General features: G+C 32.6%; 12 protein-coding genes. 1 reads left to right on the top strand and 11 read right to left on the bottom strand.

The annotated features are described in order from the left end of the window. Window positions 1–24 precede the first annotated feature (24 nt). Window positions 25–1,836, top strand: coding sequence for an alpha/beta fold hydrolase (locus FM121_RS08715; RefSeq protein WP_086951771.1), 1,812 nt, complete (start codon window positions 25–27; stop codon window positions 1,834–1,836). A 181-nt stretch (window positions 1,837–2,017) separates the two neighbouring features. Here the strand turns inward: FM121_RS08715 and FM121_RS14360 are convergent, their stop codons facing one another. The 11 genes from FM121_RS14360 to FM121_RS08615 form a co-directional block, all read right to left on the bottom strand. Further along, a complete protein-coding gene (locus tag FM121_RS14360; RefSeq protein WP_143597074.1) occupies window positions 2,018–8,227 on the bottom strand; it encodes a DUF1542 domain-containing protein in 6,210 nt (2,069 codons plus the stop codon). 854 nt (window positions 8,228–9,081) lie between these two features. Then, window positions 9,082–9,855 carry a type 1 glutamine amidotransferase domain-containing protein gene (locus FM121_RS08655; RefSeq protein WP_086951770.1) on the bottom strand — a complete coding sequence of 258 codons (774 nt, stop codon included), beginning with the start codon at window positions 9,853–9,855 and terminating at the stop codon, window positions 9,082–9,084. Window positions 9,856–9,937: 82 nt separating this feature from the next. Beyond that, complete coding sequence (locus FM121_RS08650) at window positions 9,938–10,495, bottom strand: YdeI/OmpD-associated family protein (protein WP_086951769.1); 558 nt, start codon at window positions 10,493–10,495, stop codon at window positions 9,938–9,940. Further along, window positions 10,492–11,424, bottom strand: coding sequence for an alpha/beta fold hydrolase (locus FM121_RS08645; RefSeq protein ID WP_086951768.1), 933 nt, complete (start codon window positions 11,422–11,424; stop codon window positions 10,492–10,494). Before FM121_RS08645 ends, FM121_RS08650 begins: the two co-directional genes overlap by 4 nt. 92 nt (window positions 11,425–11,516) lie before the next feature. Continuing rightward, entirely contained in the window at window positions 11,517–12,446 is a 930-nt protein-coding gene (locus FM121_RS08640; protein ID WP_086951767.1) for a helix-turn-helix transcriptional regulator, read from the bottom strand. A 14-nt stretch (window positions 12,447–12,460) separates the two neighbouring features. Continuing rightward, the gene (locus FM121_RS08635) at window positions 12,461–14,656 is read right to left on the bottom strand and encodes a transglycosylase domain-containing protein (protein ID WP_086951766.1); all 2,196 of its coding nucleotides are present in this window, start codon (window positions 14,654–14,656) and stop codon (window positions 12,461–12,463) included. 27 nt (window positions 14,657–14,683) lie between these two features. Further along, the gene (locus FM121_RS08630) at window positions 14,684–15,913 is read right to left on the bottom strand and encodes a PASTA domain-containing protein (protein WP_086951765.1); all 1,230 of its coding nucleotides are present in this window, start codon (window positions 15,911–15,913) and stop codon (window positions 14,684–14,686) included. Window positions 15,914–16,334: 421 nt separating this feature from the next. Continuing rightward, a complete protein-coding gene (locus FM121_RS08625; protein WP_086951764.1) occupies window positions 16,335–18,722 on the bottom strand; it encodes a glycoside hydrolase in 2,388 nt (795 codons plus the stop codon). A 147-nt stretch (window positions 18,723–18,869) separates the two neighbouring features. Next, on the bottom strand, window positions 18,870–19,031 hold the full coding sequence (locus tag FM121_RS14450) for a hypothetical protein (RefSeq protein ID WP_179203833.1): 162 nt from the start codon (window positions 19,029–19,031) through the stop codon (window positions 18,870–18,872). Window positions 19,032–19,152: 121 nt separating this feature from the next. Then, the gene (locus FM121_RS08620) at window positions 19,153–20,976 is read right to left on the bottom strand and encodes an ATP-dependent nuclease (protein ID WP_086951763.1); all 1,824 of its coding nucleotides are present in this window, start codon (window positions 20,974–20,976) and stop codon (window positions 19,153–19,155) included. Window positions 20,977–21,149: 173 nt separating this feature from the next. Next, entirely contained in the window at window positions 21,150–22,094 is a 945-nt protein-coding gene (locus FM121_RS08615) for an EcsC family protein (protein ID WP_086951875.1), read from the bottom strand. Window positions 22,095–22,116 lie beyond the last annotated feature (22 nt).

Raw genomic sequence — 22,116 nt, 5'->3', positions numbered from 1 at the left:
CGGTACTAAAAAGGAGAATAACTTATGAACGTATTAATTATTGGTGCCACAGGATTTATTGGTAGTGAACTTGTTACCCAGCTTGCTAAAAAAAATATTAATTTGACATTACTAGTTAGAAATAAAGAAAAAGCTCACTATCTAAAAATGCTTAATGACTCAAAGATTCAGCTGATCACTGGGGATTTAACCTTACCTAGCTTAGGTTTAAATAGTGATGACAAAAAAATCGCTCTTTCTTGTGATTCAATCATTCACTGCGGAGGACCAATGGATATAGCACTCCCAAAAGATGCTGCTAAAACAGCATTTCTAAACGGTGCGAAGCATGTCTCTGAATTAGCTACAGAAATTCATAAAAAAAGGGGACTACAACAACTAATTCATATTGTCGGCTACATGAGTCCCTTTAATGATAAACAAAAAGATTGGTTGAACTATGATGTTTTTAATAAGATGCACCCTTTATTAGTCAATGATTCTTACTATGAGCAAATGAAGTTTCAAGCTGATATCTTGATTCGCCAAATTGCCTTACAAGAAAATTTTCCATTGACAGTTATTAACCCACCCACTGTTATTGGTACAAAACACACAGGTGCAACAGAGCAACTAGCTGGGTTCGGATTATTTATGAAGATTATTAGACAAGGGCTTTTGCCTGTTATTCCTGGTGGAAAAAATTATCGATTACCTGTTATTCATAACGATATCTTTGTTAATTTTGTAGTGAGAGCTTTATTTTCCAAACCTAAAAAAACGGCTACTTACACGCTAGTACAAGATAAAAAAGAAGATTTAAATTTACCACAATTAATGACTCTTATTTCTCAATCGATGAATATGAAAATACCGAAAATAATAGCACCTATGCCTTTTCTAAAGGCTATTATGTCTTTAGGTGGTAGTCAGATTACTGGTGTTTCTAAATCCAGTCTAAATTTTATAACTGATAGAGAGTTTGAGAATCAACAGGTTAAAAAAGATTTTCCATTTCACTTAATTGATGAATTATCTGTTAATAACTCACTTGCTTTAGTTGTTGCTGATATTGATTACACACTTACTTTTGGAAAAATAGGTACCAATTCTTTCATTCGAACAACACTTAACCAAACAACCCTTTATCAACTGGAAGGAAATGGAAAACCTATTGTTTTAATTCACGGTTTATTTAGTGATGGTTCAGATTTATTTCCTTTAGGACGTGAATTAAATAAGCAAACTAATCGTCCTATTTGGATAATTGACTTACCTGGGTTTGGACGCTCACCTTTTCGACCAAATAAAGAGGTGCTTGAACCTTACCTAAAAATCATTCAAATGATTCAACAAGAAACTAACAACGAAGCAACTTTTGTTGGTCACTCTTTCGGTGCTGCCCTTTTATTGGAAGGTCTTCAAAGAGATATTTTATCAAGTAGTCAGCAACTTGTTTTACTACAACCTCCCATTCTTAAAATTAAAAAAAATCCACCCCGATGGTTGAGTAAAATCTTATTAAAATCAGTTAGTACCCAACAATTAAAACAATATTTTATGAAAAAAGGATTTTTCTCAAAAGAAGAAAAACTATCTGAAATTTATTTTGAAAAAGTAAAAAACAGCTTCAGTTCTCCGAGGATTTTAAATACAAATCTGCTTATAAATGAGATTCTACATAAAATGATTTTTAATAAACCAGAAATTAACTTAATACCGAGTATCTGGGGTTCAAAAGATAGCAGTTACAAACAACCTGAAAACTTTGATATTAAAGAAATTTTACCTTATGGGCACCATTTTCCAATTAGTCAACCTGTAGAAACAGCAAAAATCATTTCTAGTTTGATTTGAAACAATTATTTATAGACCTTCACTCAACAAAAAAACAGAGGCTGATCGAAATATCAGTCTCTGTTTTTTACACAAATATTTTTAATAGTCAAAGGTTGTATGACTTTTGTCCACCCTGTATCAATAGTTATTTAAGTAGAACCAGTAATTTTAAATCTATGTATCTTCTTTTACTCAGCTTTTACTCTTCTTCAGTGTTACGTCTTTTTCTAAATCCTAACAACGCTAATCCTGATAGAGCAAAGCCAATCAATCCTGCCAAGTAGCCAGTTTCTTCGCTACCTGTCTTAGGTAAAGTAGAGCGTCCTGTATTGCCAGATGTTCCTGATGTATAACCGCCACCTGAAGATGTTCCTTTTCCTCCGGTATTAGTTCCATTAATTCCGTTACCACCAGTTTTTCCAGGTATTTTTTTGCCTGGTTTATGTTGATTTTCAACAGATTCTACAGCATCCACTTTAACTTTTTCAATCGCATCCGCATCTTTAGCCTCACTAATCGCTTTTATTGCTTCTTCTAAGGCTTTATCAACTGCTTTGATTTGCGCTGCTTTTTCTTTTGCAGTTAAACTTGTATCTTTATTGATTGCTTCTCTCGTTTTTTCTGCAACTTTCTCAATTTCTTTTTTGGCTTCTTCTTTTTGTGTTTCTAATTTTTTACCAGGGACATGTTTTTTAGCAATTTCTTTTGTTCCCTTATCTTTTGCATTATTTACTTCATCAACAGTTTTTGCTGTATCAATTGCTTTCACTGCTTCTTCTAAGGCTTTATCAACTGCTTTTGTTTGTGTTTCTTTTTCTTTTGCAGTTAAACTTGAATCCTTGCTAATTGCTTCTTTTGTTGCCTTTGCTGCTTCGTCCAAGGCTTTTTTAGCCGCTTCTTTTTGTGATTCTACAGCTTTTCCTGATTCATGTTGCTTAGTGATATCGGAGATTCCTTGCCCTTTAGCACTATCTACATCATCTGCAGTTTTGGCTGCATCAATCGCTTCTTTAGCTTTCTTAGCTTCTGTTTCGACTGCTTTAGTTTGTGCTGCTTTTTCTTTTTCAGTTAATGTTGAATCTTTTGCAATTGCTGCTTTCGTTGCTTTTTCAGCTTCGTCTATTGCTTTTTTAGCCTCAGATTTACGTGTGTCTAAAACATTACCAGTTTTATATTCCTTATCGATACTTGTAATTCCTTGACCTTTCGCATTGTCTACGCCATCAGCATTCTTAGCCGCATCAATTGCTTTTTTAGCGTCTGTTGCTGCTTCATCTACGCCTTTACTTTGTTTTTCTTTTTCAGCTTTTGTTAAGGTAGAATCATTCGTAATTTTTTCTTTTGTTGCCTTTGCTGCTTCATCAATTGCTTTCTTAGCTTCTTCTTTACGACCGTCTAACTGATTTCCTGGTTGATAGTTATTGTCAACATTCGTAATGCCTTGTCCTTTGGCACTATCTACACCATCAGCATTTTTAGCCGCATCAATTGCTTTTTTAGCGTCTGTTGCTGCTTCATCTACACCTTTACTTTGTTTTTCTTTTTCTGCTTTTGTTAGGGTAGAATCATTATTAATCTTTTCTTTAATTAATTTTGCTTCGTTATCGATTGCTTTTTTAGCATCTTCTTTCCTACTATCTAAAGCACTTCCTGGCTGATACTCTTTATTGATAGTTGTGATGCCTTGACCCTTCGCACTGTCTACACCACTTGCATCGGTTGCTGTATCAATCGCTTCTTTAGCTTTTGTTGCTGCTTCATCTACACCAGCACTTTGTTTTGCTTTTTCTTCTTTCGTTAATGTAGAATCATTGTTGATTTTTTCTTTAATAGCTTTAGCCTCAGCATCAATACCTGCCTTAGCAGTTTCTTTACGTAAATCTAATGGGTTACCAGGTTGATAGTTATTGTCAATCGTTGTGATTCCTTGACCCTTCGCACTGTCTACACCATTTGCATCAGTTGCTGCGTCAATTGCTTCTTTGGCTTTTGTCGCTGCTTCATCTACACCGTTACTTTGTTTTGCTTTTTCTTCAGTTGTTAGTGTTGAATCATTCGTAATTTTTTCTTTTGTTGCTTTTGCCGCTTCATCGATATCAAACTTAGCTAAATCTTTACGTGTATCAAGTCCACTTCCTGGTTGATAGTTATTGTCAATATTCGTAATCCCTTGACCTTTTTCTCTATCCACGCCACTTGCATCTGTTGCTGCATCAATTGCTTCTTTGGCTTTTGTCGCTGCTTCAGCCACACCATTGCTTTGATTTGCTTTCTCTTCTGCTGTTAAAGTTGGATCATTAGCAATTTTTTCTTTTGCTTCCTGAGCTGCTTGATCAATTCCTGCTTTTGCTGTTTCTTTACGTCCATCTAAAGAAGTTCCTGGCTGATAATTATTGTCAATATTCGTGATTCCTTGACCTTTTTCTCTATCCACGCCACTTGCATCTGTCGCTGCATCGATTTCTGATTTAGCGATTGCCGCAGCTTGATCAACACCCGCACTTTGAATCGCTTTTTCTTCATCCGTCAGAGTTGGATCATTCGTAATTCGATTTTTCGCATCACTTGCTGCTTCATCAATTCTTACTTTAGCTGCTTCTTTGCGCTCTTCTAGCGGTTGACTTGTTTGGTATTGATTATCAATATTTGTCACACCTTGACCCTTAGAACCATCCACACCATTAGCGTCTGTTGCTGCATCAATGGCTATTTTAGCAGTTTCTGCTGCTTGGTCCACTCGATTGCTTTGTTCTATTTTTTCTTCCTCTGTTAAGGTTGGATCATTAGTAATCCGTTCTTTCGTTGAGCTGGCTTCTTGATCAATCGCATCTTTGGCTGCATTTTGACGATCAATTATTGAAATGCCAGGTTGGTATTGGTTATCGATTAACTCAATTCCCTTGCCTTTTGCGCTATCTACTTCACTTGCATTCGTTGCCGCATCAATCGCTGCCTTAGCAGTTGTTGCTTCTTGATCGACTCCGTTAATTTGATTTAATTTTTCGGCTTCTGTTAATGTTGCATCGTTACTAATTTGCTCTTTAGTAAAGGTTGCTTCTCTATCAATAGCATCTTTTGCTGATTCTTTACGGCTAACCAAAGAGTCACCTGTTTGATATTGATTATTAATTAGTTCAATTCCCTTACCCTTTGCACTATCTACTCCGCTTGCATCTGTCGCTGTATCAATATTTGCTTTAGCATGTTCTGCTTCTTGATCCACTCTACCAGCTTGTTCTACTTTTTCTTCATTTGTTAACGTTGGATCATTGTTAATACGATCTTTAATTAATGCTGCTTCTTGATCGATTACTTTTTTAGCATCTTCCTTACGAGCAACTAATGAATTTCCTGGTTGGTATTGATTATCAATTAGTTCAATTCCTTTACCTTTTGCTTCATCCACACCATCTGCAGTTTTAGCTGTATCTATTGCTGTTTTAGCCGTTTTCGCTTCTTGATCGACTTTACCAGCTTGTTCTGCTTTTTCTTCATCTGTTAGGGTTGGATCATTCATAATTTGTTCTTTTGTTAGTATTGCTTCTTGTTCAATTGCCTTTTTGGCAGATTCTTTACGGCTATCTAATGTACTTCCTGGTCGGTATTGATTATCGATTAATTCAATCCCTTTACCTTTTGCTTCATCTACACCATCCGCGGTAGTTGCTGTATCTATTGCTGTTTTAGCCGTTTTCGCTTCTTCATCCACCTTGCTACTTTGAAGTGCTTTTTCTTCTTTTGTTAAGGTTGGATCACTTGTGATTTTTTCCTTTATTACTTTTGCTTCTTGATCGATTACTTTTTTAGCATCTTCCTTACGAGCAACTAATGAATTTCCTGGTTGGTACTGATTATCGATTAATTCAATTCCTTTGCCTTTGGCTTCATCCACACCATCTGCAGTTTTAGCTGTGTCAATCGCTTTTTTAGCTGTTGTCGCTTCTTGATCGACTTTACCACTTTGACGTTCTTTTTCTTCTTTTGTTAAGGTCGGATCGTTTGTAATTTTTTCTTTTATTACTTTTGCTTCTTCATCAATTGCTTTTTTAGCGTCTTCTTTTCTAATATCTACAGCATCACCAGATTTATGTTGATTCGCAACTGTTTCAATCCCTTTAGCAGTCTCATTGTTAATTCCATCAGCATCAATCGCTACGTCAATCGCTTTTTTAGCTATTTCACCTTCGTTAACAGCTGCTTCACTTTGTTTTTCTTTTTCCGATGTAGTTAATGTTGGATCGTTTTCTATCGCTTTTTTAGTAGCGGCTACTTCTTGATCAATTAAATCTTTGGCTGTTTCTTTTCTAACATTTAAACCACTACCAGGAACATGCTCTTTAATAACTGCAGTTGTACCTGATTCTGTCGCTATTTTAAGATCTTCTGCTGCATTAGCCTTATCCATTGTCTCTTTTGCTGCTTTTCCTGTTTCATTCACAGCATTCTTTTGTGTTTCTTTTTCAGCTGCCGTTAAGGTTGGATCGTTTTCTATCGCTTCTTTCGTTTCTTTTATCACTTTATCAAGAGTTGCTCTGGCTTGATTTTTTTGTTCTTCTACTGACGTACCTGGTTTATATTCTACTTTAATATTAGTTGTTCCAGTTTCAAGTGCTGTTTTAAGATCCTCTGCATTGGCTGCATCTTCCAGTTCTTTTTTGGCTAATGTACCTGCTTCATCCACAGCTTTACTTTGTGCTTCTTTTTCAACATTCGTTAAAGTTGGATCATTTTCTATTGCTTTTTTCGTTTCTTTAATTACTTTATCAAGGGATTCTTTGGCTTGATTTTTTTGATCCTCTACTGACGTACCTGGTTTATGTTCAGCCTTTACATTACTTGTTCCAGTTTCAAGTGCCACTTTAAGATCATCGGCTGTATTAGTAGCATCAATAACGTCTTTTGCAGTTTTACCCGCTGTATCAACAGCTTTACTCTGTGTTTCTTTTTCAGCTGTCGTTAAAGTTCCATCGTTTTCTATTGCCTCTTTGGTCTCTTTGATTACTTTATCAAGAGTTTCTTTAGCTGCTTTTTGTTGCTCATCTAAAGTTTTTCCTTGTTTATATTCCTGTTCAATATTTTTTGTACCTTCAGTCACAACTTCTGATAACTCTTCTTCCGTTATTGCTTTGGAAAGATTTTCCTTTTCCTTTTCTAAAATTTTATCAACAGCTTTTTGTTGTTCTTTCTTTTCTTCTGTTGTTAATAACGGATCATCGTTGATTATTTTTTTAGTTTCTGCTGCTACTTTTTCAAGTTCTTTTGTATAAATATCTTCTTGAACCGGAACTGTATTAGATGTTCCTTCTTCTTTACCTGTGTTAGGAGTAGCTGTTAAAATTTCATCTTTAACTAATGGACGGGATGTTACTATTTTGAACTCACTGTTCGCATCCACAACGCCTTCACCTAATTTATTACCTTTACTATCTTTAATAACAATCTTATCACCCGGTATTCCTGTTCCATTTACTTCATTTCTACCTTCTAAAACAAGTTTAAATTCAGGTTTATGTGCTTCTTTATCAAATTCGTATACAAACACAACTTTTTCTTCATTTACATTTTGTTCATGCGGAGTCCCCGAAACATTATCAGGTACTTTCACCTTGTATCCTGGAATTTTAGGCACATTATCAATATTATAAGTATACGTTTGACCTTTATACATTCTGTAAACTTCCTCTGAAATTTCAGCACCTGAAACGTCTGTCATTCGCTTTCCAGAACTATCTTTAAAATTAGCAGTTACTTTTACTTCTCCAGGAATATAAATTCCTGAATCATCATTAACATCTCTTGCCCCATTTTCTCCCCAAGGTGTCGTATAATCGAAAGGCTTACCATTTAATCCAGCATTCCAGTTATAAGGTATATGTAACTTCTCTCCATCTTTACTGAAAAACGCATAAAAATTGCCTGATTTTTTCAGAGTGAACTCTTTTTGTCGAATAACACCCACTTTTCCTGGCTGAATCACTATAGATTCCTTACCTTCAAACTCAGTACCCTTTTTTTCAAATATTTGTACTTTTAAATCTTTTGTTGTTCTAGAAATTGCAATAGAATACATCACTGTTCCTGAGGCATTGCTATACACTCTGATTGGATAATATTTATCATCTGAAAGTAACGGAGCATTATTCGGATTGTTGATATTATCTTTAATAGTCATATTACCTTCAGTCGTTTCACCAGTTAATAAATTATTATTATCTAGAAAATTCATCGAGGGGAATGAGTTTAATCTGCCTCCACTAGTACTAACTGATTCTGCTGATGCAGAAAATACCGGTAATAAAAATGCAGATGTTGTTAATACACTAATCAATACCTTATTTTTCTTAACTAATCTTCCCTTACCTCGGTACTTTGTATCATATTTTGGACTTTGAATATTTTTATTTTTCATAAGAAATCTCCTTTTTCTATTTTATTTTTTCTTTTCTTGCTCTCCAATAGAATAACTTAAAAAAACAATATCATAATCACGTTTTTAGTCTCATGAAAAGACTATAAATTTATTTTAACAACACAAAACATTAAAAAGTTTTAAAAATATGTATAAACAAAGATTTAAATACCAATATTAGATAGATGTGAAAATTAAATCGCCATATTTTTTCACATACTATAAAATAAACAAGAACACTGAAAACCATTTAAAAGTAAGCGTTTACTGACTTTTTAAAAAAATATAGATAAAAATAATAAAACGAGTAACAGATTTTGTGAAAAAAAATTACTTTAGAGACATACTATCATATTTTTGAAAATTTAGGATAAGAAAATGCTCAAATTTTTCTCTTATTTTTTATATACCTGAATTAAATAACAAGTTCAATTTAAAACAAGTTGAATAAAAATATTTCATTTCTATATTTAGTCAATAATTCTAACAATATTTTATAATTTGATTATTTTTTTAAACTAATTTATTCATACTTTTTATTTATTAATTTTAATGGATAATACTTATTTTTTTAGCCCCTCTATTGAAGTCAAAACAACCATTCACCAATATATTTTCTTGATCTCCCGTAGAGGTTGACTAAAAAAGAATGATTGCTTGTTTATGAGCAAAACGACTTTTTACCACTCTGTTGTTCCCTTTCCTTTTGAGCATTTAATAACCACTTCTTTTTTAAAATATAAAAAAAGAAGTTAACTATTTTAGTCAACTTCTTTCTTGTCTATATAAATAATTTTAACAATCAGGAGACCAAAAACCTGCTCCTGCGACAACATTCATAGTTATCGTATTTTCTAATTTTTAATAGCTTCATTTTCTCGCCAATCAATAAGCACCTGATAAAAGGTTTGGATAAATAGATTAGCATCTCCCGGCCACCGTGCAGATACATAATGCCGATCTTTTACAACAAATGAACAATCTGTATTATCAATACTATCTCTTTTAGTTGTTATTTTCCCAGAACAAAATTGCTGCTTATTCTTTAATACGGAAATTACTTCTTCTTGAACCGAAGTTGAATATGTTCGATAATAGCTTTTTAGCCATAGACACGTTAAGTAATAAGCACTCATTTCCTGCTTTTTTAACAATGCCGTTGTCTTATACGAATACAACACAGATTTGCCAGTATTTTTGGTTTTACTTCTTGCTGCAAGAACAACTCCATGGCAAATCGCACCAATAGGTTTTTTTACCTTATAAAAAGAGGCTACTTTTTTTTGCAATACTTCACTTTCTAAATAACTTTTCATGCCGGGATCATGACCACCAGGTAAAATAAGTCCTTCAAACTCTTCACACTTGATTTCACTATATTTTATTGGATTGAGAAACTCAATCGATTTTATCATCGTCTCATATATTTCTATTATTTTTGATTCAGTCATTAACATTTTTTTTAATAAACCAAAGCTATCTCCTGTTAATAAACGTTGATCACCTCTTGCTATATTTCCATCTGGCGTCGCAAAAACTATTTTTTCTTTTTTGTTTATTAGAAAGAACCAAGGAACTGCTACTTCTGTCGGATCAAAACCATAACTAGGTAATGGAATCAAAATCATGAATATACTTCCTTTCATTAGTGCCTATCTATCTAATTTTATTATATTCCTAAAAAGATAGATATGAAATACTCCACTAAATTTAAGGTCTTAACATATCACCTTTTTCCCACGCCTCAATTAATCGATTCAGCCTTCTTAACTGAGTTTCTTCTTTTTTCGCACTCATTACCCACCAGATGGAATCTCTTTTATAAGAAGCTGGTAATTGATTAAAAAATTCCCAAGCACTTGAATTTTGTCTGATTAACTCTTCATTTTTCTTACTCAGTTCAACGTTTCGACTAACGGCTGAATAACCTGTTTGATCTTTTCTTTGATTAAAAACTGTTAATCCTTCTGGTTTCATTTTATCCAATTCAATTAGTTTTTCAACCTTTTGGACATTCACTTTACTCCAAACACTATTGAGTTTACGTGGCGTAAAGCGAATTTTATAGCTATCCTCATCCACTGTCTTTCGTATCCCGTCAATCCAGCCAAACATCAACGCACAATCTACAGATTCAGACCAGGTAAAACCTTCTTTATTCGCCTTTTTCTTAAAAAAGCCTAGCCAAATCTCAGTTGTTGTCTGATGATTCACTTCTAACCACTCAATAAATTCTCTTTGATTTCTAAAATAGAGGATGTCGCTCATTTTCCTAGCCAGTTTAAAATCATTTCGTTGAGTTCTTCTGGTCTTTCTTCTTGAACCCAATGACCTGCATCAAGACTCTTAACATCAATATTAGGTACAAAATCTTTAATATTAGGTAATGGTGGTATCACGTCTTTTTCACCATAAACCATTAGTGTTTTCTGATCAACAATTGGCGAGACCTCGCCTAATAAATGCCAGTTACGATCTAAATTTCTATACCAATTAATACTAGGTGTGAACCCGTTTTTCTGGAAGCCTGAAATATAAACAGAAAGATCCTCATCACTCATGACAGGTTCACCTAATGCTACCGGTGATTTCGCTAAATTAATCATTTCCATTCCCTCACCAGGAGCTTGAGCGGGTACATTTTTTCGATATAGATTCTGCATAAATTGCGTCACATTCTCATCTAATATCTCATCTGCCACACCTGGTTGTTTATTAAAGTGGACAAAGTAATAATCTTCTCCTAAGAATTCCTCCATAAACTCAATCCAAGGTTTTTCTCCACGCACTTGATAAGGTAAACATAAGTTGATCATTTTATCGACACGCTCTGGATGTAGCAAACTCATACTCCAAACAATGCTTGCTCCCCAATCATGTCCCATAAAGATTGCTTTTTCATACTCATAATGATCTAGTAAAGCAACCAGATCACCTGTTAAATGTTCTATATCATATTTTGTCACTTCTTTTGGGCACGTTGAGTTGCCATATCCACGTTGATTTGGAACAATCACATGATAACCTGCTTTAACTAACGGCTCCACTTGATATCTCCAAGAAAAGGCGTGTTCTGGCCAACCATGACATAAAATAATAGGATTTCCTTTATTTTCTTGTCCCGCTTCAAAAACTTCTAATGTCACATCGTTTACTGAAATAAGTGTTGGTTTTGGTAATTTAATAGTGTTTGTCATTTAATTTTCCCCCTAGTTAATATAAAAGTGTCTTACAAAAACAATCTTATCATGGTCCTTTGACAACAGTCTGTCAGCTTTGAGAAACAAATTTAATTATATTTATCAGCCATTAATTTCAGTCTATTCGCAACAGACTCACGTAGTTTCTTTGGTTCCAAGACTTCTACATGTTCCCCGAAACTAAAGACAAGGGAAAATAACCAGTCTTTATCAGGAAACATAGCTGTAATCAGAAACTCACCTGTTTCTAAAATTTCGATATCTTCTTGATTAAAAATATCCTCCACACGAGACTTCATATTGGGCGCAACTTTTAAAACCAACGTTATCATTTCAGCTTGTTCAAATTCTTGTGCAGTCATTTCATGATAGGATGTCTCTTGTCTTTCAAATGTTTGCCCTTCTAATTGGCAGTCCTTAATACGAGATACTCTAAATAATCTAAAATCTTCTTTTAATTGACAATATGCAAATAAATACCACGTATAGTTTTTAAAGATTAGTGACATCGGTTCTATTTGTCGTGTGCTCACCTCACTATCATAATTTCTATAATCAATCGTTAGTAACCGGGTTTGTGTAATAGCTTGTCGGATTGTTTTTACTAGCTCTTTTTGCTTAGGAGAATCACCATAAGGATGTAAGTCGATGATGATTTGTTCTGACTGCAGTTTTAATTCGGCTAGCTTATTTTCAGGCACAATATTCTGTAATTTTTCGATAGATGATTCTAATTCAATGTCATCAACTGTCGTGTTAATATCTTTTAGAATAGAAAGAAGAGAAGATAAATTATTAAGCGTTAAGACTTGATGATTAAGTTTATAATTTTCATAAATGCTGAAACCACCATTATTTCCAGAATGGGAGATAATCGGAATTCCTGCTAGATTGATAGTCTCAATATCTCGGTAAATTGTTCGAACTGAAACTTCAAATTTTTCTGCCAATTCATTGGCTGTGACACGTTTTCTGTTTAGTAGCATCACAATGATCGTTAACATTCGTTCTATTTTCATCTTTAGCTCCTTTCTCACTCTTGATAAGTTCGATTAATCTTATCTATCGTTTTTAAATATTCTTTTTCAAGTGAATCGTACTTCTCTGACTCTTTTTTATCTATCTCTTTATTTTTAATGGTGATATCATCTAGATCATCATCTGACATCTTATCAAGTTCAGGTATGAGAGGTGTGGTTTGGCTATCACGTATCAATTTTTCATTACCAAATTTAAATTTTTTAGATTCTCTACCTTCCATCATTACTTTGAATGCGCTATTCATTAAGTAAACTCTTCCTTGATTAGCCGTATCATGAGGAAAACTCGTCGGTGCATAAGTCGCGTCGACGTAAGAAGGGCTACCTAGCCATGTCGCAATTGATAGTTCTGGTGAAGCCATGGCAAGAAGCGCATCTGGTGATTTATTATTACTATTTGGAACAGTCCCCTCAAAATTACTTAATCCTGATTTCATCACATAGGTTTCCTGATTAAAGCCTGTATATTTAGGACCAGCATAAGGTTCTGAACCATTAGCACCTGTTACTTCTTTCAACATACTAACCATTGTTTTAGCAGTTGAGGAACTCATCGCCCGTTTACTTTCAGCTTCTGATAATTTGATTGGTCCTGAATCTGTTTGAATACTTTTAACGGTGGTAGGTTCCACTCTGACCCCATCATTTCCAAACGTACTAAACGCTGATGATAGCGCTAAAACATTAGTTGGGTAATTAATAGATTGTTCAGGATTATAACTCGCTCCATTCTGATTATAAGAATTCAAGCCAAAAGGTTCCATCATGCTATTTTTTTGTTGATTATTCGTCATTTGAAAGGCTTCTACAGCCGCTGAATTAAGGGACAACCCCAAAGCAAATGACGCTCTTACGTTACCGTAATTTTGATTACCGTAATTTTTAACCTTCCACTCTCCTACAGTAAAAGATGAGCCATTTTGAATCGTATCAGGGGTAAGCCCTGCATATTCAACAGCTGGCGCATAGTCTAATAATGGCTTAATCGTAGAACCTGATGATCTGGTTGCCGTATAAGGAATTAATGGGTTATCTGAGTTAGTCGCTAGTCCGGTGATATGCCCAGTTTTCGTCTCAATCACAGAAAGGGCGGTTAAACTTTCTTTGTGTTCGATATACCCATTAGGCAGTCGATCATCTTGGGGGTAAGTTCCCATAGCTATCTTGTGTAGTTCTTTTAACTGATTAGCATCTGCATAAGTTTTTACTGTAATCTTCACATTTTTTGGCAAATTCAATTGACTCAACTCATCTTTTACTTTAGAAACATAAGCTTGATATTCTTTTGGCGTCCCTTTTTGTTTATAACTTTTTAAAGTAAATTCTTCCTTTTCACTATCAACAACAGCAAGTGCTTCCTGGTACACATCCTCACCAATCAAAGTATTTTCCTTCATAATAGAAAGAATCGTTCTTGTACGGGCTTTGCCACTTTTATTAAAGTCCTGAATATAAGTCGATGGAGATTGTCCAAGCCCAGCCATAAAAGCTACTTGAGCTACTTGTTTTGGGTCTTTTGAATCAATTTTCGACATATCATCCCCAAATAACTCAATGGACGCAGCTTTTACGCCCACTGTGTTCGGTGTTAAACGTAATTCATTTAGATAAGCTTTCAAAATATCCTCTCGATCGTACTTCAGCGCAAGTTTTCTGGCATCAATTAATTGAATAATTTTGTCAGACACTGTGTTTTTGTTATTTGTGCCAAACACCATAAGTTTGACCAATTGCTGTTCAATGGTCGACCCACCTCTTGAGACTACATTTTTTCCTAACTTCCTTTTCACTTGAGAAACGACTGCTCCTGTTGTTCCTTTAATCGAGTATCCATTTGTTTTTCTAGTATAAAAAGAATTGTCTTCAACAGCTAGAAGCGTATCCAAGTATAACTTATCAATATTCCAAGTCGGTTCATGTTGGATAGGATCAAACTTAACAACCACCGTATTTTCATCTAGAGGTTGATCATTTTTATCTAAGATTACAAAAGACTGGGTAATTTTTTGATTGATATCTTGAATTTCAAGAAGAGAACTATAAGGACTATATCGCTTACTAATGATATACCCGCCAATTGACACAGATAACATCATCACTAGCGCCAGCATTCCCAGAATATTCAATATCAAACGGCGCCGTTTATTAGATTGTTTGCGTTTCTTCTTGATTTTTTTCTTACTAACCATTTGAAAACTCCTTTTCCTTTCTAGTTTTTACTCTCTATTATCATCATAACTACTTATAGTAGTACTAGATGTCACATCTGTACTACCTGATTTGCTTGTTGATGAATCAGATGTACTTGAACTACTTGGTGATGTTGTCTCTTTAGGCTTCTCAATCGCTTTATTTTCTACAGTTATTTTAATCATAGAGCCTTCGACAATGTATTCATAATCTAAGCGAGAAGGTTCTTGGCTAGTAATCTTATCTTGCTTATCATCATCCCACGTTTCTAAGTTTCTCTTACTTTCAGGAACTATGTCACCATTTCTATACAAATTATTAGTATAACCATACACAGTAGAATTTAGTTTCAATTTACTTAATTCCCTTTGCGCCTGCTCAATAGTCATTCCCACCAAATCAGGCATTTCTACCGATTTTTTGATTAACTGTTTATTCGTTGATAAATTAGTTTGAAGTTCTTTATATTTTTCCTCAAATTCTGCCACCATTATCTCGGCTTGTAAATAATCATTAGCCTTATACACATATCCATCTAGTTCCATTCCCAGTCTTGTTTTTGGTTCAGGTATTGGTTCTTTTAATAGTTCATAATTAATAAACATTGATTTTATTTGGTTCACTTCTTGAAAATTATTATTTACTTCTTCTAATAAAACAGCTGATTTATTAAACATGTCATCATTAGTAACCGCCAACATTCCTTTTTGGTTATATATTTTATTTAATAAATCCAATAATGCAAATATATCCTGGTAATCATCTCTTGGATCATCAACTGTCATATTCTGAAAAACACTATCTGCTTTTTCATAATGCTTCGGTAAAACTGTTTTATAATATAAAACATATAATTCCTCAACATCAGAATCATTGATTGTATCAATCTCTTTTTTTAAGCCTGAGATAACTTGATCAATTTCTGAAACCTTAACTTTTCCTTCTGTAACACTTGATATAACACCTTGCATTTTTTGTAACTGTTTAACTTTGTCACTATTGGCTTCATAAAGCCACGAATCAAATGCATCATTCTTTAAAGCTCTCACCAACTTAATATCTGATTCTCCAATTCGAGTCACATCGTATATTTCCTCTTGCGTCATATTATTTGCCTTTGGTATGTTACTAATATACTGATAGGCTTTAAAGAAGAAAAAACAGCTCAAAGAAGCGATGACTAGATAAACGACATAGACAACCTTCTGTCCTCGACTTGTTTTCTTTCTATTTTTTTTTGCTTTTTTACTTTTCATTTTTTACCCTCTGTTAATCTTTTTATTCATATTTTATATCATTTCTAAGTCACTCTATCTTTAAGTATACACGATAACGGGTTAGACTTGGGTAACAGTTTTTGAATATTTTATGTTACTAATAGTCCTCAATTTAGGTTGGCACATAGAAAAAGCCCAACGACACTGATTGTCGTTGGACTTTAGGTATTCAAACAAATTATTTTATCGGTGGTGTGCCTTCTGGGAATAATCCTTTAAAAGTCGTATCGATCTCAGCCATCGAATGATCGACACTTTCAATAATTGTTTGGATATGAGCTAAATATTATGCCGTTTGCTCTTTAATTCTACCTGAAATGAGGGCTCTAGTTACTACATCAATAGGCAATTGAGCAGAAATATTATTGTAGTGAGAAAAGGCAATTGTTTGATTATTTCTTTAACTATTAATCGGATAGTGCTTCCCATTCATTTCGATAAGACCAGTTTGGGGAGCTAATTCAATATCGTCTTTTTTGAATTTTTCATCAGAATAATTAACGGTCACTGAAATATTATCTCCATAACTCGTTTTTTGAATTAGCTTATTTTCTGATAAATAGTTAAATTCGGTCATTTCATTAAGTAATGCTTCTTTTTGAAATTGACTCCAAATTTCAACATTTTTTACAATATCACTTTTTCTTTCATTCCAAGTATTACTATCTAAATGAATTAATGGCGGAACATTGTATAAATATTCCGTTAATCTCCTACTCTCAACTTCATCTTTAATTTTATAGCTGTCCCATTCCCAATGATGCGTCGTTATAACAGATTGGTTATAAACTAATTTATACAATGGAACATTATAGGCTGGGTTAAGATACAATTTTTTATATTCATCCTTTATAGGCACTTGTTTTGAATACCTCCCAGGAATAGTGTCATTCATAGAAGCATATCCACCTATATAGTATTCACTTTCTTTATTTTTTCGCATGTCTTCATCGCTCCAGGCAATCACTGGCGTTTCAAGTCCGTGGGCAAATACCATCCCTTTGTTAAAATAGTCATTACCTGTTTCGGTTCCGACTACTAATCCCTTACCATTCCATAATTTTGTTCGTTCAATTCTTGCATCAATATCTTGTTGAATACCTGTTTGATGTTCTGGACTATAATCATTATAGATTTCACCCGCAGCATCTGTATCGACAAACCATGTATTAAAAGGAACTTTTTTCGTTAACACTTTATCTAAACGGTACTCTGCCTCATCTTTAATAAGTGTTTGATTGACTTTTCGACCTTTACCAAGAAATCCAGAAATATATTCTCCATCCGGTTTCATAATTGTTTTAGAATTATAAACTTCTTCATTATTTCTAAAGCCTGCAGTGTTCCAATCAATTGATGGATTAGAATGAATGGATTGATACGAATCATATGGTCCTATCAAATAATTAGAGTCTACTGCTTCCTTCACAAATGACGGATTAATCAGACCTTGATTCCAATTTGCTAGACCAACCCAAGCATTTTCAATTCCAGATTTTTTCATCTCTTTAATAACATCAGTCGTTGTCGTTTGCCCCCAACTCTCAATTGAACCAACTGAATCTCCTAAAAAATCTTTTAAAATCATTTTATTAATTCCGATTCTTTTTTCAGTAGGCAACTCATTTTCATTTTTCTCTAAAAATAATGCTTTTTCTTCATCCATTTTTTTGAATAGTGTATTATCATAAAAATCTGGGTAGACAAGAACTGTATTAATACCTGTAAGAATCGTATTTTTTTCATATTTATACGCTTCATTATTCTTTAAAGTAACTATTGCTTGATCGAATTCACTACGTCCATCTTCATAATGCTTCTCTAATAAATCGCCAATATGTGTAAAGAATTGATCGCTTCCTTCAGTCATTTTTTGCCAATTGACATCTTTATCCGTTAAAATTCTATTTTGCCAAAAATAAATATGTGGCGCTCCATATAACTTTTCAATATTCTTATTGTCTGCTGCTTTTTCAGATAGTGTCATAAATTTATCTTCTTTAATTCTATCTGTTTGATATAATTTAGCCGCTGAAACTGGGTTATTACCTGCTAAATAGATACGAAATTTAAGAGGCATTTTTTGATTAAATTGATTAAAGCTAGATTCAACTTCAAATGACAAATTCTGTTCTTTACTATTTTTTTTAATTAGTTGCTTATCAAAATTATTTTCCATAACAATGACGGCTGAACTATTATTTTGAACCACTGAAACAAAAGACATCGAAAAAGCTTCATTCAAATCTAATTCGTTGTTTTCTTCAAAATACTGCTTCCAAAGATTATCATTAGACGGTATGCTTTTCCCCTCTCCAATTGGTAGATAGTAATGCTCACCCTCAAGTTTAGGCCAATTTAATTTTAAAGAACTTTCTTTAGTCGACTTGAATGAAACATCAACATATTCTTTCTGATTTTCAACTACAACATCCACGCCTTTTTCAGGATAGCTCCAACTTTTAGTATTTTTATCTTCTTTTAAGTTTTCAACTTTTTCATTAAATGTTCCTGGTAAATCAACTTTTTTATCCGCATCTTGTAACTCTAAACTTAACGTTTCAGGATCAACTTTTATTTCGATGTCCTTAGAACCATACTTTTCGTTATCCTTTAACATTTTTTCTGTTATCTTTTTACTGTCTCCATAATTTTTATTTGAACCACTTTTGTTATTAAAAAATAATTTAGGTAAAAAAATAATTCCAATAACAATACTAACAAGGATGACACAAATTATTATTGTCATCACTATTTCTTTTTTAAAACTTTCTTTTTTTCTTTTCATTTTAAGGTCTCCAATCAGCCAAAAAAGGCTCTTCTTTTATTACTAAGAAGAGTCTAACTGTATGATGTGACATCGAAGTGACTAGAATAAAATTTGGCGATAAAAAATCTATTTCTATAATAAGTTCTTTGGCAATCTAACAAATAGCTAATCTTCTAACCCTAATAATTCTCTCTGTTTCCGATTGGATTCATCAGCTATGTGTTTAAAAATCGTTTTTGCTTCCTGAATAGTTCCATTTTCTAATAACTGCATAATACTTTGATTATACTTATCCACAATTTTTTTTACTTCTTCTTTTTCAGTCATAGATGCGTTCCTCCAATTGATCTCTTGTGTATTACAGAAGAATAAAAATTAATTAAAAATATTAAAATATGACTTTTTTTAACCAAATTTATCAAATCTATAGACTCAGTACTTAGATTTTCTATAATGATTTAAGTACTACATCAATTTTTTTAAACAAATTTTCTATATTATTCATACTTTCTTGATTTAATTTAATTTTTGATGATTCCATTAAAAATTTTCTGGCAAGTAATGCTTTTTCCAATTTTTTTGAAGAAATATAATCAGAATTTTTTATAACTTCTATATCTAAAGATTCCTCTAAAATATATTTTTTAAAATCCTCAATGCTAAGTAAATCTACAGTCGATGAATTTTCTTTATCTGTGACCATAATAATATCTTTAGCTTCCACAAATTCTTTTTTTACTAATTTCTTTTTTGCTTGATGACCTGCTTTATCATTGTCTAAAATATACATCACACTACATTGCCATGCTTCAAGTATTCTACCTATAAATTGAAGTTTAGCTGCTCCATCTCCATTAATAAAATTAATATCTAATTTAGAATCTATAATTTTTTTAAATGCTCTTAAATAAAAAACATCTTCTACTCCTTCACAAATAATATTATTTCTTCCTCTATCAGTAATACCATCTCCTAATCCTAAACCAATAGCTGTTAAAATTGGTGTTAAAGTCTCAGTGTCTTTTATTTTAGCCCAAGTTTTAGAATGAATAACTGTTTCATTATTTTCTTTTTCAATTAATCTTATTTGATTTATTTTATTTTCTTCTATCAAATAGGGTGAATGTGTAGAAAACAAAATTAAATTCTCTTTAAATTGCTCTTCTAACGTTTTCAACATATTTTTTTGAGCTTTAGCATGTAAAAATAAACCTGGTTCATCAATCAATATCACATTAGGATTATTTTCTTTCATTCTCGCTACTACTTTTATGTAAAAACTTAAAAACCATTGTTGTCCTTGACTTCTTTGTGATGGCTTAAACATCATACTATTTTCTTCAATCCAAAAATGAACATTTTCTCCATCTTTTTCAACTACCAATTTTATATTATCCTGAGTCCAATATTTTTTAAATATATCAGTGAATTCTGTATTTACTGATCTTTGATGGTTAGATTGAGTTTGTTTATTTTTATCGATTATAGCATCAATGTCAAATTTACTTATTTTTTCTAAGTCTTGTGCAAATTCACTATTTTTTATATCTTCAACTCTAATAACATCTGGAAATGTATCATTAAAAGAAGAATAAAACACAAAATTTGGCATATAACAATTAATTAGTTTCTTTACTAACAAATCTGTTACATCCATAGATTCTTTATATAATTCCAGTGTTTTTTTCATTTTAGATAATATTTCATCTTCTTCTACACTAATTTCTACAATCTCTCTTTCTATCGTAAAAATTTCTTCTTCATCTAAAATTCTATTAAGGTATTCTATTTTTTTCTTTACATCACCATTTATTAAATAAGTTAGATAGCTAGTCATACCTATTTCTTCTTTGAATTCAATAATAAAAGGATTTATATTTTTTTTCCAGTAATTCTCTATTTTTTCATGTTCTATTGCTGTAAAATCACAGTTATATAGATATTCTTCATTATTAATTTCTTTAGTTATCTTAATTAAATTTTTAGTATTTACTTTTTTTAATGAATAATCAAATTTAGCATTGATATCCTCTATTTCTAATTTGTCAATTTCAAACCATACACTTATTTTTGTATTTACTTCCTCTCTACCTAGAGGTATTGCTATATCATCTATCTCTTGATTTTTATCAAAATCTCTCAACGCTTCTAAAATAGTAGTTTTTCCACTTTCATTCTTGCCAGCAAGTACTGTATATCCATCTTCAAAGTAGCATTCACCACTATCAACAATTGATTTATAATTCTGAATTCTAAACTTTATTGGTTTCATCCTATTCTCCCCGAATCAATCTACATATTTTACTCTATTGTCATAACACATAATAAGAATATAGTCATAAAAATTCCTAGTTCTGATATATTCTTTTCTTTTTAACTATCTAATAGTTCCCTATTATTTTCATTTAGAATACATTTAATTTCATTGGACACATACCTTATTAATTATATTTTTAAGAGTAAATTTTTCTTCAATTCTGAAAATTCTTCCTCAGTTATTATATTTTTTTCAAACAATTGATACGCTTTTTCAATTCGCTCATAGACAGATTTTTCATTAAAAGTTACTATGTTATCATTATTATTGGATGAGTTCATTATGTCTATTGGCTCACCTGAGTCTATAACAACATCCTCTTTTTGTAATAATTTTAAGTCCTTCTCCAAATCTGACTCTGTATAATTAATAGACTGACTCAACTCATTTTTTAATCTATTAGCCATAGGTTTCATTGAAGCGTAATTTAAGCCGCCTGAGATAACTCCGCCTACGACAGGTATGATTTTAGAAACTCCTTTTGCAAAAGACGTTTTAGTTAATTTAGTTCCAAACACCGCTAGTACTTTTTTTATAATTGGATAATAAAAAGTTTTTGTTAGAGCTTTTTGCGGTATCTTCTTCAAGGCTTGTGTAGACAACTTAGAAGATAATATCCTTGTGATTGAACCCGCAGAAGATACTCCCAGCATTATTCCCAAATATAAAATAAGTGTATTTTTAGCCTCCTCACTTAATTCGCCCTGATCAGTCCAAATATCATCGTAACCATAAATATATGAAATTTCTTGAGCTAATTTTAAAGAATAACCATAAAACTGTGCTACATCAGCAGGTATAGTAGCTGCCATTGCAAATCCACCAGGTATTCCAGTTGCAAAAGACACAGCACTAGATTGAGTTGTTAAGTAATTGATACGATTCTGAGCTTTCTTGTCTAACTCTTCTTTTGTAAAAAGAACTTGTGGTCCTACATCTAGTAATCTGTTCTTATCCTCTATGTCATTTCCAAATACTCTAACTAAAAACTCATCTCTATTAACTTTTACAAAAGGTAACTTCAATGATTCATTTATAACATTTAAAGCCAAACACTCTTCATTATCGCTCATCATAAATAGTTCTCCAATCTAA

Source organism: Vagococcus fluvialis bH819, assembly GCF_900163795.1.
Lineage (GTDB): Bacteria > Bacillota > Bacilli > Lactobacillales > Vagococcaceae > Vagococcus > Vagococcus fluvialis_A.
The sequence above is the reverse complement of the archived record's forward strand: the minus strand, read 5'-3'. Positions and strand labels throughout refer to the sequence as shown.

Excerpts from the sequence above, each read along its gene's own strand:
- FM121_RS08635 (WP_086951766.1), bottom strand. The coding sequence starts at position 14,656 with ATGGTTAGTAAGAAAAAAATCAAGAAGAAACGCAAACAATCTAATAAA.
- FM121_RS08620 (WP_086951763.1), bottom strand. The coding sequence starts at position 20,976 with ATGAAACCAATAAAGTTTAGAATTCAGAATTATAAATCAATTGTTGAT.
- FM121_RS08715 (WP_086951771.1), top strand. The coding sequence starts at position 25 with ATGAACGTATTAATTATTGGTGCCACAGGATTTATTGGTAGTGAACTT.
- FM121_RS08625 (WP_086951764.1), bottom strand. The coding sequence starts at position 18,722 with ATGAAAAGAAAAAAAGAAAGTTTTAAAAAAGAAATAGTGATGACAATA.
- FM121_RS14450 (WP_179203833.1), bottom strand. The coding sequence starts at position 19,031 with ATGACTGAAAAAGAAGAAGTAAAAAAAATTGTGGATAAGTATAATCAA.
- FM121_RS14360 (WP_143597074.1), bottom strand. The coding sequence starts at position 8,227 with ATGAAAAATAAAAATATTCAAAGTCCAAAATATGATACAAAGTACCGA.
- FM121_RS08655 (WP_086951770.1), bottom strand. The coding sequence starts at position 9,855 with ATGATTTTGATTCCATTACCTAGTTATGGTTTTGATCCGACAGAAGTA.
- FM121_RS08650 (WP_086951769.1), bottom strand. The coding sequence starts at position 10,495 with ATGAGCGACATCCTCTATTTTAGAAATCAAAGAGAATTTATTGAGTGG.
- FM121_RS08615 (WP_086951875.1), bottom strand. The coding sequence starts at position 22,094 with ATGAGCGATAATGAAGAGTGTTTGGCTTTAAATGTTATAAATGAATCA.
- FM121_RS08630 (WP_086951765.1), bottom strand. The coding sequence starts at position 15,913 with ATGAAAAGTAAAAAAGCAAAAAAAAATAGAAAGAAAACAAGTCGAGGA.
- FM121_RS08640 (WP_086951767.1), bottom strand. The coding sequence starts at position 12,446 with ATGAAAATAGAACGAATGTTAACGATCATTGTGATGCTACTAAACAGA.
- FM121_RS08645 (WP_086951768.1), bottom strand. The coding sequence starts at position 11,424 with ATGACAAACACTATTAAATTACCAAAACCAACACTTATTTCAGTAAAC.